We start from the raw sequence: 14,015 nt of genomic DNA, 5'->3' as shown, positions 1-14,015 counted from the left end.
CTTTTTGTGGTGCCCCGGGGCGGCGGTCTTTTGTAGCTTTTCTGCCGTCAGAAAAGCGGAGGGGGCTTGACATCGTTTTTTTTTTTGCTACATTTTATTTAGTGATAAAAAGGAGGTTGTATGAAAAACAAACAAGCATTTACGCTAATTGAATTATTAGTGGTAGTTTTAATCATCGGTATTTTAGCGGCGGTGGCTGTGCCGCAGTACGAAAAAGCTGTGATGAAAAGCCGCTATTCTACACTCATGGCACTTACTAACAGTATTGCCGACGCCGAAGAATCGTATTATTTAGCCAACGGCACATACACGAGTGATTTTGAAGCGTTAGCGGTAGAGCCGACGGGTTGCACGTTGTCCGAAAATAAAAGCACGTGTACCTACCCGTGGGGCAAGTGTGTGATAGATGCTACGTATGATCGGGCGACATGTATGAACATACAAACGCTGTATAATGCGTATGTAATTTATTTTCCTCATGGAAACCGTTCTTTTTATGGTCGCAATTGTTTTGCCGGTGGATCAGATCGTTCCAGTAAATATGCTAAATTATGCGAAGCTATGGGGGCCTCATTTTATAATAACAATGACTTAACCAATACGGGGACAACATTTGGCTTACAATACAAATTCTAACCCATTTTCTCTGACGCAAAAAAATTTCCTCTTTGCTACGATATCGCAAGGGGGAATTTTTTATGCAAACAGTACCGTTTAATTTTAACGCAAGTAAAAATTTGGAAATTTTATCTAAAACTGCTTTTTTGACCACGCACCGCGCCGGAAAAACAAATATCATGGTCACGGCGTGGGGCGCAATCGGCGTGATGTGGAAGTTGCCTGTGTATGTGGCCATGGTACGCAAAAGCCGGTATAGTTACAAACTCATAGAAAAAACGCGTGAATTTACCGTTACGTTTCCGTATACCGATTTGTCCAAAGCGGCTGAAGTATTTGGCCAGTCGTCGGGTAGGAACGTAGATAAACTGGCCCTGACCGGGCTAGCTACGCGGCCCGCGCATAAAATCACTACGCCCGTGTTGGACGTGCCCGGTATGCACTTGGAATGTAGCGTGATTTACGCGCGCTTGATGAGTGCGGAAAAATTAAACCCGGCCATACAAGAATTATGGTATGACCGACAACGCAACAATTACCACGCATTTTTCGTTTCACAGATTTTAGACAGTTATATCACGCCGTGATTTTCGTATAGCGCGGACCGCTTAAAATAAGTACAATAAACGTATGGATAACACCAACTTCAAAAGCGGTTTTGCTGTTTTGTGCGGACTGCCTAACGCGGGTAAATCAACCTTGCTTAACCAACTGGCGGGCGGGCTTTTATCGGCTGTTACTTATAAACCTCAGACGACGCGCCAAAACATTTTGGCGATTTGCGAGGGGGAAAACTACCAAATTGTTTTTGTGGACACGCCCGGTTTTTTGAGACCCGAATATAAACTCCAGCAAACCATGGTGTCGTGCGTGGACCGGGCCGTAAGCGAAGAGGCCGACGTGGTGCTTTTTATGGTGGATGCTACCGCCGATTACGCACTTAACGCGCCGCTTATTGAAAAATTAAAAAAAGTGTATTGTCCTATTTTTCTCGTCTTAAATAAAATTGATGCTGTGAAAGATCCTTCGCAATTAGACGCGCTTGAAAAACAAATTACAAGCGAACTTAAAATTGCCAAAAAATTCCGTATCAGCGCGCAAAAAGGCGTGAATGTGGATAAATTGCAAACCGCCGTGGCAGCGGTGTTGCCCGTCAGCCCGGCGTATTTCCCGCCCGGCCAATGGACCGACCGCTGGGAACGGTTTTACGCGGCAGAATTTATCCGCGAGCAAATTTTTCTGCTCTATCAAAAAGAAATTCCGTACAGTACCTACGTAGAAGTGGAAAAATTTACGGAAAATTTGGGGGATAAAAATTTCATCCGCGCCACTATTCACGTGGAGCGCGAAAGCCAAAAACCCATTGTTATCGGCAAAGGCGGCAAGATGATCGCCCAACTCCGTACCCGCGCACAAAAACGGGTGGAAGAATTTTTAGGCCGTCCGTGCCGGGTGGAACTTAACGTAGTGGTATCCCCGGGTTGGCGCAACAACAGCGAGTTGTTAGAGAAGTTTGGCTATATCGTGCGCGACGAAGAACTTTCCTAAAATAATTTTCTGGGTCTAAAGACCCAACATTACCTGGGCTCAATGACCCTTGTGGCGTTGGGGTTTATTGTTTATAGTATAAAGGTAAGAAGTTAATTTCTATGTGGAGGCGTAACGATGTTTCTAACCAAAAAATTTGGAGCGGGTGTAGTCGCTTTGATTGCATGCAGTGTATTTGCCGGAGCGCAAGTGCCGGGCTTACAAGAGGCCGTTCAACGGGAAGTTGCACACCAACAACAAGCTGTTGATCCGTTGACCCAATGTGTGAAAGCTTTTGAAGGAATAAAAAATCCCGGGCAAGACACGGCCGCGCTCATGCAAGCGTTGGATTTTTTAACGGGCTATGATAAAGTATTTTTGGCGAACTCTCCCGAAGAAAACCGGGCGTTAGCCAAAAGACTCAACGGGCCGTTGGCCGTACCGTGGAACACGTATCGCGGGAACAGTTTAATTGAAATTTTTGATAATTACGTGCCGGATAATCATAATAATCCGGCGTTGACGTTGGTGGAGTATCTCGTTAAATTTTATACGTTACCCGAAGAGGTAATTCGTGTAGCACATGCCCGAGAAATACAATTGCCGGGCTATTTTATGGATGCCGAGAAAACATTAAGAAAAGAAGTTTACTTAATGAAATCTAAAAACGCCAAACAAATTGTTGAATTATTGGCAGATCTTGCTAAGCAATATAATCAGTTGTATGCGCAAGATAAAGATATGGCCGCCGGTTTATGGAAACATTTCTTTAAGATGCCCATACCCACCGGTTGGGATAAAGTAACCTCGGTAGATCAACTGCGTACGAAATACCTGCTCTTTATCGCGGGTGCGGGCGATTACGTCCGTTCGTACAATGTGGAAGAATTAACGGAAAAATATGGCATTACGGTTGAACAAGCCCAACAAATCGTTGATTTTAACACAACCTACTATCGCTAATTAGTTTTGGTTTTTGCGTAACTGCCGCACGGTTTCATCCAGTGCGGCAGTTAATTTTTTATATTCGTTTACACCCTCGGTATCCACAAACGGGAAACACGCCACGCGTAACGTATTTTCCGGCGCGTAAGGGTGGCGTTTTAAACCGTCTTGCAAATTGGCTAGTCCGCTAGCGGCTAGGGCGCGGTTGATGTCGTCGGCTGAGAGTTGCGGGTCGGTAAGTTGCAAGGTAAGCGTTGTATAAGAACGTAAATTTTCGTCGGTTATTAACGGTTTAATGTAATCGGTACCAAATGCCCAATGGGTCAGCCACGCGGCGTGTTCGCGGCATAGCGTATCCATGGCGGCCAGTCCGCCGTGTTCGTTCATCCAATTTGCGGCCCGGTAACACATCCAAATGGCCGTCGTGTTGGGCGTATTAACGGTTTGAAATTTGCGCGCTTGTTCCACGGCGCGTGCCAAATCTAACGTATAGGGAATATTCCGCAACGCGACCGTTTGCGCCAAACGTGCTTGCGCTTTTTGGTTGATAAAAAGTACGCACGTGCCGCCCATCGCTCCGAAACATTTTTGCAAAGAAAATAACATCACATCAAATTGATTGTTCGGCAGTAGCCGCCCGCCCGCGCATGAAGTGGTATCCCACGCCACGAGTGTATCTTTCCCGCGCGATTTCCAAATGTGCGCTAAATAATCGTTGGGAATTTGCACGCCGGTAGAGGTTTCGTTGGGCGTTAGCACGAGTAAACTGGCGTTGTAATCGGGTTCTTCTTTAGGAAAAAATTCGCCTTCTTGTGTAAACCGCACCGTGCTTTTTACGCCGGGTAAGCGTGCTGCCATGGTGCGTGCCCAGCGGTTGGAAAATTCCCCAAACGCCAGTCCGCTAAGCGTATCTTTGGTTAAACTCCACAGCACGGCGTCCATGGCGGCGTTAGCCCCACCGGGGAAAAAACACACGGTGTACTCGTCGGACAGCTCAAATAGTTTTTTTAATTCTTCCGCCGATTTTTGGTAGATGTTTGCTACGATATCCGCCGCGCGGTGGTTGCGTTCAAACTGCGTACCGGCTAGCGGTATAGGGCGCAACTCGGCTAGTGCTTGGGCCGGGCCACAGGCAAACGTGCTTATTGGCAGTAACGATTTATTGAGTATCACCATAGTAGTATTGTAGCAAAAAGATTTTAGTTTTTTATCTCCGTCCGATAGCGAGCTGTTAAAAAGCGTTAAAACAGGTAAAAATTTTTCATGTTTGAACGAAGTGAGTTTGAAAAATTTTCCTGTTTTAACTGCTTTTTACTAGCGTGGACGGCGGTCTTTTGCTAGCTTTTCTGCCGTCAGAAAAGCGGAAAAAACTTGACATCGTTTTTTTTTTTTGCTACATTTTATGTAATGATAAAAAGGAGGAATTTGTATGCAAAAAGAAAGATGTTGTAAAAGTTATTTAAAGGAAAATAAAAAAGGACGTCATCCTGAACTTGATTCAGGATCTCACCTTGTTGCTGTTTTAGAAAGAGGTGAGATTCCGTATCAAGTACGGAATGACAATTTTATTTTTAACGACAACAACAAAGCATTTACGCTTATTGAATTACTGGTCGTTGTGCTCATCATCGGTATCCTCGCGGCGGTGGCGTTGCCGCAATATCGTCTGGCGGTAGACAAAGCGCGGCTGTCTAATTTGGTAACTATGACAAAAAGTGCTATGGACGCGCAAGAAGTATATTATATGGCAAATGGGTCTTATACAAATGATTGGGATAATTTATCCGTTACTTTTCAGGGAACGGTGAACACAGAGAGTTATCATAGTGTAATATCTTCACCGGACGGATGGCGCATTGATTTATATCCGCATTTAATTCAAGCGGAAGATAGTAGATTAACGGGTATAGCACTAATAGGGTTTTATGTTCACACGAGTCAAGATTATAGTCAATCTCCAACGGGGGGTGGTATGTCTTGCTATGCCAAAACGGAAGATGCCCACGCCAATCAACTCTGCAAAAATGTAACGCACAAAACGACGCACGATGCGAGTTCCGGAACAGGAGCCAATACGTATAAAGTCTATAAATTCTAAAACAACTCGTTAAGCCCGAGTTTATCTAACAACCCGTCCAGTAGTCCGGCGGGTTTTTCTTGTGTGATACCTAGGTCTTGCACTTCGCGTGAAAGCGCGTGTGTGGCCACCGCTAATGCACCGGAATAGATGGGGGAGTTGGCTTCCCCGGCGTCTGTAAGCAGTTCATCCGCCGCCGATAGACGCACCTTGCGCGCGCCAAATACTTTTTTACACACTTTAAGTAATTTTTTATCAGCCGCCGCCCCGCACAGCACCAGTTGGGTGGACGGATGTTGCAAATAAATAAGTGATTGTAACAGCTCTTTTTTTAACGCTTGCAACAATTTTAAATTGGCTTCGTCCAATACGTCATCAATGATTTCGTCCGTGCCGGGCTCATAGGTTTTTAATACGTCTAAAGCGGTTTCTACGTCGTTTTGTAATAAATCGGCCACGGCCTGGGCTAACCGGTTTTGCCCAAAGGGCAGTTCCCACGCTTCCACGAGGGCCCCTTTGTGATACATCACCGCAGACGTACGGCTTTGCCCAATGTCCAACAACAGCGCGCCGGACTCTTTTTCCGGCGAAGTGAGCAGTTGGTCGCCTTGCGCGATAACAGACGGTAAAATTTGAAATTCGCCGCACTCGCACGCTTGAAACACGTTGGTTAAATTTTGCAAATGGGTGGACAGAGCAAGCGTCAAAAAAGTTTCCACCTCTAAGGTAAAACCGACAAGCCCCCGCGGATTAACAATGCCTGTGTTGCCGTCAATGGTGTAAGATTGCGGCAATACATCTATAACGTCCAGCGTGTCGCTTAACGTGGTGGGGATAGAGTTGTGCAACGCGGCTTCAATTTCGTGCGTGCCGATAATGCGGTTTCGTGTGGAAACCGATTCAAACCCGCTGGCGCGTTTAAACGATAAAAAATTACCCCGCACCCCAATAATTACCGATAGTGCCCCGTCGGTATGTTCGGCCATTTCGTCAAATACGGCGGTTAATTCGCGTTGGGCGGCTTCTTTATCAAGCACGAAAGCGCCCGCAAAGGCCTTGCACGGCTTGCGCCACGCGTGACGAACGCGCAACGTATCGGTTTCGTCGTCTTGCGTAAGTAAGACGGCGATAATTTCGTTGCCGTAAAAATCAAGGGATAGTAAATCGCGGGTCATAAAAACTCCTGCCTTATTTTATCAAATTTCGCCAAAAGTCAAATTTGTATAGGGCAAGTAAAACCTGCCCCCAAAATGGTTTTTTGTTTTTCCGTCGGGCAAAAAGCAAACAGGCAGTTTCCCGTCGGAAAATATACGGCAAATTTAGTAAAATATACATAATGATTGATATTCAAAATCTTTCCTTTCACTTTGGTTTGCGTACCCTGTTTGAAGATACATCTGTCATGATTCAAGACGGGCAGAAGGTGGGACTTGTCGGCCCGAACGGGTGCGGCAAGAGTACGCTATTTAAACTGATTGAAGGGAAATTTTCACCCGACGGCGGCAAGATCGTTATTTCGCACAGTACGCAAATTGCCTCTGTGGCACAGGATATTGCCGACCCGTCCGTGCCGCTACTGCCTTATGTATTGGCCGCCGATAAAGAACTTACCCGCCTTGAAAAAGAATTGGAAAACCCGGATATTTCCGGCGAGCGCATGGCCGAAGTATTTGATAAATTGGAGTTTTTGGGCGCACACAGCGCACAAGCGCGCGCCAGTGCTATTTTAAGCGGGCTCGGGTTTTTAAACGCAGATTTTAACCGTCCTTTGAAAGAGTTTTCCGGCGGGTGGCAAGTGCGCGCCAATTTAGCCGCCACCCTGTATGCGCCGTCTAACTGCCTACTTTTAGACGAGCCCACCAACCACCTAGATTTGGAAACGGCCCTGTGGCTGGAAAATTATCTCACCCGTTTAGACAAAACTATTTTTATCATCAGCCACGACCGCCACATTTTAAACCGGCTGTGCGATAAAATCATCCACGTGGAAGACACCCAATTAAAACTTTATAACGGCAATTACGACACCTACGAGCGCACCCGTGCCGCCGCCATAGAGGGGGCCAAACTCGCCGCCGCCAAGCACGAGCGCGTAGTGGCACATTTGCAATCGTTCGTGGACCGTTTCCGCTACAAAGCCACCAAAGCCAAGCAGGCGCAAAGCCGCATTAAAATGATTGAAAAATTAGGCGCCGCGCCGCAAATCCCCAAAGACCCGGAAGCGCATTTTGAGTTTCCTTCGCCGGAGCGTCTGCAAAATGCACTCGTTACTATTGAAGGCGGTGTGGCGGGATATGACGATAAACCCGTGCTTGAAAACTTAAATTTACGCATTGAGCCCGACGACCGCATCGCGCTACTGGGTGCAAACGGAAACGGAAAATCTACGCTGGCTAAAATTTTGTCACACCGTTTACTTTTGATGAGCGGAAAAATGACGTTGGCTAAAAAAATGAAAATTGCCTATTTTTCCCAACACCAAACGGAAGAATTAGACGTAGAAAAAACACCGTACGAGCAACTTTCCGCCGTTATGCCCCTTGCTACTGAAACGCAAATCCGCGCGCAATTAGGTGCGTTTGGGTTAAATAAAGCCAAGTCAGATACGCTGATCGGGCAACTTTCCGGCGGCGAAAAATCGCGCCTGTTACTTGCCCTTATTACCAAAGACGCGCCGCACTTGCTGATTTTGGACGAGCCGACCAACCACTTAGATTTGCAATCGCGCCAAGCATTATTAGAAGCGTTAAACGAATATACCGGTGCGGTGGTGCTTATCACGCACGATTTGCACGTAATAGAACTCACGTGCGATACGTTGTGGATTGTGCGGCGCGGCACGTGCCAAAACTTTATGGGCGACCTAGATGATTACAAAGCGCAACTCTTAAAAAATAACGACCGCAACGATTTGGCCAGCGACAAAATGACCTCCAAAGAACTGGCCCGCAAAGAGGCCGCCGCCCGCCGGGCGCGTGTAGCACCTTTAAAAAAAGAAATTCGCGCGCTAGATGAAAAACTGGCCAAGCTGACCGCGCGCAAACAGGTGTTAGAAGAACAATTAGTTCAGGCCTATTCGGCAGACAGCAGTATTGAACTGGCGCTACTCAACGCGCAAATTAAAGACGTAGAGGAAGAGTGGTTACGCTTAAACGAGGAGTGCGAGCAAGCTCTCAAAAGTTAATATGAATATTTTTTCCCGGTTGCCCAATTTTTTACAAAGCGCACTGGCCCGGCAAGGTATTAAAACACCTACCGACGTGCAAGCAGCCGCCATCCCGGACATATTAGCCGGGCGCGACACGCTTGCCACGGCACAAACCGGAACGGGCAAAACGCTGGCGTTTTTACTGCCGCTTGCCGCACGTTTATGGGTGCGCCCGGACTCAAACGCGCTTATTTTATCGCCTACGCGTGAACTGGCCCAACAAACTTTTGAAGAGTGGCAAAAAATTACCGACGGGCAAAATCTTCCGGCCGCGCTGATTATCGGGGGGGATAATATCCACAAACAATTTGCAGATTTGCGCCGCCACCCGCGTGTGATTGTGGCAACTCCCGGGCGCGTGATAGACCACCTGCAACACAAGAGCATTGATTTTCGTAAAACACATACACTTATTTTAGACGAAACCGACCGCATGTTGGACATGGGATTTATTGACGATATGCGCCGCATTGTCCACGCATTACCCGCGCCGCGCCACACGTTACTTTTTTCGGCTACGTTGCCCGATGAAGTAAAACAACTGGCGCAAGAATTTTTAAACAACCCCGTGCGCGTACAAATCGGCTCGGTCGTTAAACCGGCAGAATTTGTGTTGCAGGAAATCGTGCGCGTGGCCATCCGCGAGAAATTGCCGCAGTTACTTCACGAGTTAAACACGCGGGCCGGCTCGGTGCTGATTTTTACACGCACCAAACACGGTGCGGAACGGTTGGCCAAACAACTTAAATTATACGGTCAAAAATGCAACGCGCTCCACGGCGATTTGCGCCAAAACCGCCGTCGCCAAGTGTTGGAATTTTTCCGTAATCAAACCGTGCGCGTGTTGGTTGCTACCGACGTAGCCGCGCGCGGAATTGACGTGCCGCATATCGCCCACGTCATCAATTACGATTTGCCGCAATCGCCCGAAGATTATATCCACCGTATCGGCCGCACGGGCCGCGCGGGCGCGGTGGGAAATTCCATTTCGTTTATCGCCGGAGATGAAGAAAAATGGGCGGCTATTTGCCAAGTAACAAAATTTTCTTCCCCCGTTAAAGTGGTGCAAAAAACAATTGAGCCCTTGCCCGCTCCCAAATTTATAGCCCAAGAAGAAGGAGCCGCGCACGACAAAAACCGCCGTCGTAAAATTGTCCCGTCTAAAGCCACCCAGCGCGCCAAAGAATTATTACAATCGGGCGAAGTATATTTGCCGCAAGGCGAGGAACTGCAAAAAGCCCGCCAGACACAAAAATCTACCCCTAAAAAAATTAAAACTTTTCAAAAAGCCGTTAAGGCCGCACGCGTGTTAGAAGAAAAACCCGCTGCCCCGTTTCATATTGTAAAAGTAGGCGCAAGCAAAAAAACACTTCGTAAACAGCAACGCGCCGCCAGATTTTCCATGCCGTCCCATAAAAAACGGCGCAACTTTAAAAAGCCGCGCCGTCCGTAAAAAATAACGCTATGGTTATTCGGGTTTTTTCTTGTCAATGTAATATTCGTTAGCGCTGTTTGGTACTTGATAGGTACCAATCGCTTCGCACAGCCAACCGTATTTACCGTCCGGGTGATCTGTTTTGCAGGTTAGCACATCTTTTTCGCCGTTCAAATTGTAATAGAACTTGAAACAGTAATCAATTTGCGCAGAAATACGGCACGCGGTAATGTGTGTGCCGGAAAACGTATAGCGAAAACGTCCGATATCAAACGTGGCGGCATTGTCGTTAGTGGCGTCAAAAAACGAGATATCTAACCCGTTTAATTTCATAGGGACTTCGGAATGGGCCGATTTATAACGTTTGGCCGAATCAAAAATAGTGCGCAAGTTGACCATGGCTTCCATGGCCTCCGCGCGGGAAATGGAGCGGCGGTATTGCGGCAGGGCAATAGACGTCATAATCCCAATAATCAATACTACGGCTAACAACTCAATTAACGTAAAACCTAATTTGTTTTTTTTCATATTTGTTACACTCCTTATTATTTAGTATATCGGTTTTGGGTGATTTTTTCAAATTTTTTACGTATTGCAAGTTCCGCAAAAAAGGATATAATAAAAATATAAACTTTTAGGAGAATTTAATTATGTTACACACACCTCGTTTTTTCAATGCCGGTTTTACTTTAACAGAACTCATGGCGGTTGTGATTATTATAGCGGTGATGTCTGCCATGGCATCGGGCTCGTATAAAAAAGCGGTAGAACGTAGCCGTATTTCCGACGGTTTACTGGCGGCCACGGCCGTCATGGAAGCGGTCAACCGCGATTATGCAGACCGCTTTCCCTCCAGTAATGCCAACAATTACCGTCCTAAAATTAGCCAGCTGGATATTTCGTTTGCAAACCAGCGGGCTTGTACGACGGCTTCAGACTATTGTGTAAAAACAAAATATTTTGAAACCACGATTGTTAAACCCAGCACGTCAAACATTGACCAATATGTAGAAGCCAAACGTATGAAAGGGGCTACGCAGGGCGATATTGCCATGCGTGTTTACTCCAGCGATTTTGGCAGTAACAAAACTAAAACGCCCCGCTGTGTCGGCCTGACCAATGCCGGGAAAGATTTGTGTGTGTCGGCCGGATATACCTCTACGGAGACGTGCGGTTCCTATACGTGTTACTATAAACCGTAAACGCAATTTGTGCTTTTTTAAGTCCCTTTGGCGATTGTTTGCCAAAGGGTCTTTTTTTGTAGAATATAGTTATGAAAGTAATTCATACCGATTGTTTGGTGGTAGGGGCCGGACTTGCCGGCTGTGTGTATGCGCATCAGGCCGCTAAAAAGGGCTTGCATACGTTGGTGCTTTGTTGTGGGGAAATGGCCCGCACCAATAGCGATTTGGCCCAAGGCGGTATTGTGTATGAGCCCAATTTGCAATTAGATGATTTATTGCAAGACGTGCGTATGGCTACCGCCGGACTTTGTAACGAGCGTGCCGTACGGGAGTTGTCCGTGGCCGGTTGCAAAGCGGTGGAAGAAATTTTCTTAAACGATTTGGATGTTAATTTTGACCGTGATGAACACCACGCCTTACGTTTTACGCGCGAGGGCGCGCACCGCAAAAACCGCATTATTTATTCCAAAGATACCACCGGGCATGCATTACTTTCCGCGTTGCAAGCGTCGGTACGTAAAAATCCGCTTATTACAGTACAGGAAAATTGCGCGGCGATTGATTTGCTTACTTTTTCGCACAGTTCTACCGACATTATGGACCGTTACGAACCGCTCACGGTGTTCGGCGCGTACGTGTTGGATAACCAAACGGGCGAAGTGTTTGCCGTAACGGCTAAAAAAACTATTTTAGCTACGGGGGGCGTCGGTCAAATTTACCGCCACACAACAAACGCCGCCCACTCGTACGGGCACGGAATTGCGATGGCGTACCGCGTCGGCGCGCGTGTGATGAATATGGAGTATGTACAATTTCATCCCACCGTATTTGCTAAAGGGAAAAGTTTTCTTTTATCCGAGGCCTTGCGCGGAGAGGGGGCCATTTTACGCAACGTAAAAGGCGAAGCGTTTATGGCGCGTTACCACGAATTAAAAGATTTGGCCCCGCGTGATGTGGTCGCGCGCGCTATTGAACAAGAGCGGTTAAATACCTCGCACGATTGTGTGTATTTGGATATTTCCCACCGCCCCGCGCAAGAAACAAAAGACCGTTTCCCGGCTATTTACCAAAAATGTTTGGAAGAAGGGTTTGATTTAACCAAACAGCCCGTTCCCGTTGTACCGGCGGCCCATTATTTTTGCGGCGGTGTGTACGCAACGCCGGACGGTCGCACCAATATCCGCCACTTAAACGCTATCGGTGAAACGGCTTGTACCGGTTATCACGGGGCTAACCGCTTAGCCAGCACTTCTTTATTAGAAGCCGTAGCCATGGGTTACCTGTGCGCGCGCGCGGATGCGGAAGAATTAGCCAGCGAAAATTTCCGTATCCCTACCCCTAAAGATTGGGTGTTACCGTCAGAAAAACCGGACCTTAATTTAATTAAGCAAGATTTATCTACTTTGCGCAGTACGATGTGGAACTACGTAGGGCTGATGCGTAGTGCTACGCATTTGAGCCGTGCGGAAAAAATCTTGCGCCACTTACAAAACGAAATTAACGCTTTTTACAAAGGCGCGGCCTTGTGCCAAGAATTGTTGGACCTACGCAACGGCACGCAAACAGCGCTACTTATCACGTATGCGGCGCTTCGCAATAAACGCTCTATCGGGTGCCATTATTTGAGTAACTAATTCTCTTTTGATTTGCCAAACAGACGCAGATCATGTTTGGCAAAGAAGGTATGTAACATATAGACAGCTACCAGCGTAGCAATTAAATCTGCCACCACGGGTGCGTAAAATACGCCGGACAGTTTAAAGAACAGCGGCAGTATCAGCACAAGCGGGATGACCAGTAACACTTGGCGTGATAAACTCAAAAACGCCGCTTTTACGGGTTGGTTGATTGCTTGGAAGAAACTGGTTGCCATTACTTGCAACGGTAAAATAGGCAATAGAAAATTCAAAATACGTATCGTGCGCGAAGCCATCGCTACAAGGGCGGTATCGGTAGAGTTAAACACGGCGGCAATCGGCACGGCAAACAGTTCAAGAATTACAAAACCCGTCGTGGTTATCCACATACTCCAACGCAGTGCCATTTTGAGCGTTTGGATAGCCGTTTTATATTTACGCGCCCCGTAATTGTAGCCGATAAGCGGTTGCGCCCCTTGCGAAATGCCCAGTAGCGGCATCAGTACAAGCGTATTAACACTAATAGCAATACCCATTGCCGATACGGCTACATTTCCGCCGTATTTGAGGAGTGCATGATTTAAAATGAAATTAAGCACGCTGGACGCTAACTGAAACGCAAATTGCGAAAACCCGATTGCCAAACATCCCAATACAATGCGTTTTTTAACTTTGCAATAAACAAGCCGCAAGCGGTACATCGTATTTCCGCACAGGAAAAAATACATGACCCATATAAACGAAATCAGTTGGCCCAGCACTGTTGCGGCCGCTGCACCGCGTATGCCCCAATGAAACGTAAAAATAAACAGCGGCCCAAATACTAAGTTGATAAATGCGCCGATCAGTTGCGTGGCCATAGCCGTTTTGGGTCGGCCCGAGGATCGGATAAAATGATTCATTCCCGCTCCGATTCCAAACAACAAATACCCGGGGAAAACCACTTGCGCATACGCACGGGCAAGCGGTAAAACTTCGCTGTCGGCACCGAGCAAGGCCAAGATCGGGTCCAAATACATATAACTTAGCACCGTCAATGCAGAGGAAACCATGGTAAGCAAAATAAACCCGTTTCCTAAAATACGGCGGGCTTCTTCGGTTTGGTGTTCGCCTAAGCGGATAGAGAAAAGCGCGTTACTGCCCACGCCGATAAGCGCACTAAACCCCATATAAATCAGCCCGAGCGGGAACAGCAAGGTTATACCCGCCAGTCCTGCGGCTCCTACATCTTGCCCGACGTAAATACGTGAAATAATGTTGTATAAAGCATTAGCAAACATACCCGCCACCGCCGGCGCGGAAAAGCGGACCAGTAGCGTAGATAAAGATTTATCTTTAAACGGGTTATTCGGATTTGACATAATTTTGTTTTTCACACGTACTA

The 14,015-nt window shown here is 47.1% G+C and carries 13 protein-coding genes; 9 read left to right on the top strand and 4 right to left on the bottom strand.

All coding sequences use genetic code 11. From position 1 onward, the window contains the following. Positions 1–120 precede the first annotated feature (120 nt). From ACQY2W_RS00610 to ACQY2W_RS00595, 4 genes are all read left to right on the top strand, one after another. Entirely contained in the window at positions 121–636 is a 516-nt protein-coding gene (locus tag ACQY2W_RS00610) for a type IV pilin protein (RefSeq protein ID WP_428048642.1), read from the top strand. Positions 637–698: 62 nt separating this feature from the next. Next, positions 699–1,205, top strand: a complete 507-nt coding sequence (locus ACQY2W_RS00605) for a flavin reductase family protein (protein ID WP_428048641.1) — start codon at positions 699–701, stop codon at positions 1,203–1,205. A 43-nt stretch (positions 1,206–1,248) separates the two neighbouring features. Beyond that, on the top strand, positions 1,249–2,166 hold the full coding sequence (gene era, locus ACQY2W_RS00600; RefSeq protein WP_428048640.1) for a GTPase Era: 918 nt from the start codon (positions 1,249–1,251) through the stop codon (positions 2,164–2,166). A gap of 117 nt (positions 2,167–2,283) precedes the next feature. Then, a complete protein-coding gene (locus tag ACQY2W_RS00595) occupies positions 2,284–3,108 on the top strand; it encodes a hypothetical protein (RefSeq protein WP_428048639.1) in 825 nt (274 codons plus the stop codon). Here ACQY2W_RS00595 and ACQY2W_RS00590 read toward each other — a convergent pair whose 3' ends face one another. Beyond that, positions 3,109–4,266 (bottom strand): aminotransferase class V-fold PLP-dependent enzyme, encoded by a 1,158-nt coding sequence (locus ACQY2W_RS00590; RefSeq protein ID WP_428048638.1) that lies wholly within the window; start codon positions 4,264–4,266, stop codon positions 3,109–3,111. A gap of 253 nt (positions 4,267–4,519) precedes the next feature. Between ACQY2W_RS00590 and ACQY2W_RS00585 the strand changes: the two genes are divergently transcribed. Continuing rightward, positions 4,520–5,188 (top strand): type IV pilin protein, encoded by a 669-nt coding sequence (locus ACQY2W_RS00585; RefSeq protein ID WP_428048637.1) that lies wholly within the window; start codon positions 4,520–4,522, stop codon positions 5,186–5,188. On the opposite strand, the gene ACQY2W_RS00580 is transcribed toward ACQY2W_RS00585, so the two are convergent. After that, on the bottom strand, positions 5,185–6,342 hold the full coding sequence (locus tag ACQY2W_RS00580) for a hypothetical protein (protein WP_428048636.1): 1,158 nt from the start codon (positions 6,340–6,342) through the stop codon (positions 5,185–5,187). The two genes, ACQY2W_RS00585 and ACQY2W_RS00580, sit on opposite strands and share 4 nt — an antisense overlap. Positions 6,343–6,503: 161 nt before the next feature. On the opposite strand from ACQY2W_RS00580, the gene ACQY2W_RS00575 reads away from it, so the two are divergent. Together ACQY2W_RS00575 and ACQY2W_RS00570 are read left to right on the top strand one after the other, a co-directional pair. Next, positions 6,504–8,351: an ABC-F family ATP-binding cassette domain-containing protein gene (locus ACQY2W_RS00575; protein WP_428048635.1), complete on the top strand. Its 1,848-nt coding sequence runs from the start codon at positions 6,504–6,506 to the stop codon at positions 8,349–8,351. Position 8,352: 1 nt separating this feature from the next. Then, positions 8,353–9,828: a DEAD/DEAH box helicase gene (locus ACQY2W_RS00570; protein WP_428048634.1), complete on the top strand. Its 1,476-nt coding sequence runs from the start codon at positions 8,353–8,355 to the stop codon at positions 9,826–9,828. 15 nt (positions 9,829–9,843) lie between these two features. Here ACQY2W_RS00570 and ACQY2W_RS00565 read toward each other — a convergent pair whose 3' ends face one another. Next, on the bottom strand, positions 9,844–10,338 hold the full coding sequence (locus ACQY2W_RS00565) for a type IV pilin protein (RefSeq protein WP_428048633.1): 495 nt from the start codon (positions 10,336–10,338) through the stop codon (positions 9,844–9,846). 122 nt (positions 10,339–10,460) lie between these two features. Between ACQY2W_RS00565 and ACQY2W_RS00560 the strand changes: the two genes are divergently transcribed. Together ACQY2W_RS00560 and ACQY2W_RS00555 are read left to right on the top strand one after the other, a co-directional pair. Beyond that, complete coding sequence (locus ACQY2W_RS00560) at positions 10,461–11,012, top strand: type IV pilin protein (RefSeq protein ID WP_428048632.1); 552 nt, start codon at positions 10,461–10,463, stop codon at positions 11,010–11,012. A 71-nt stretch (positions 11,013–11,083) separates the two neighbouring features. Next, a complete protein-coding gene (locus tag ACQY2W_RS00555) occupies positions 11,084–12,628 on the top strand; it encodes an L-aspartate oxidase (protein ID WP_428048631.1) in 1,545 nt (514 codons plus the stop codon). On the opposite strand, the gene ACQY2W_RS00550 is transcribed toward ACQY2W_RS00555, so the two are convergent. Then, positions 12,625–14,007: an MATE family efflux transporter gene (locus ACQY2W_RS00550; RefSeq protein WP_428048630.1), complete on the bottom strand. Its 1,383-nt coding sequence runs from the start codon at positions 14,005–14,007 to the stop codon at positions 12,625–12,627. The genes ACQY2W_RS00555 and ACQY2W_RS00550 overlap by 4 nt on opposite strands. Positions 14,008–14,015 lie beyond the last annotated feature (8 nt).

The sequence above is a fragment of the Candidatus Avelusimicrobium caledoniensis genome, from assembly GCF_902756455.1.
Lineage (GTDB): Bacteria > Elusimicrobiota > Elusimicrobia > Elusimicrobiales > Elusimicrobiaceae > Avelusimicrobium > Avelusimicrobium caledoniense.
Note: the sequence above shows the minus strand (reverse complement) of the source record. Positions and strands in the feature narration are given on the sequence as shown.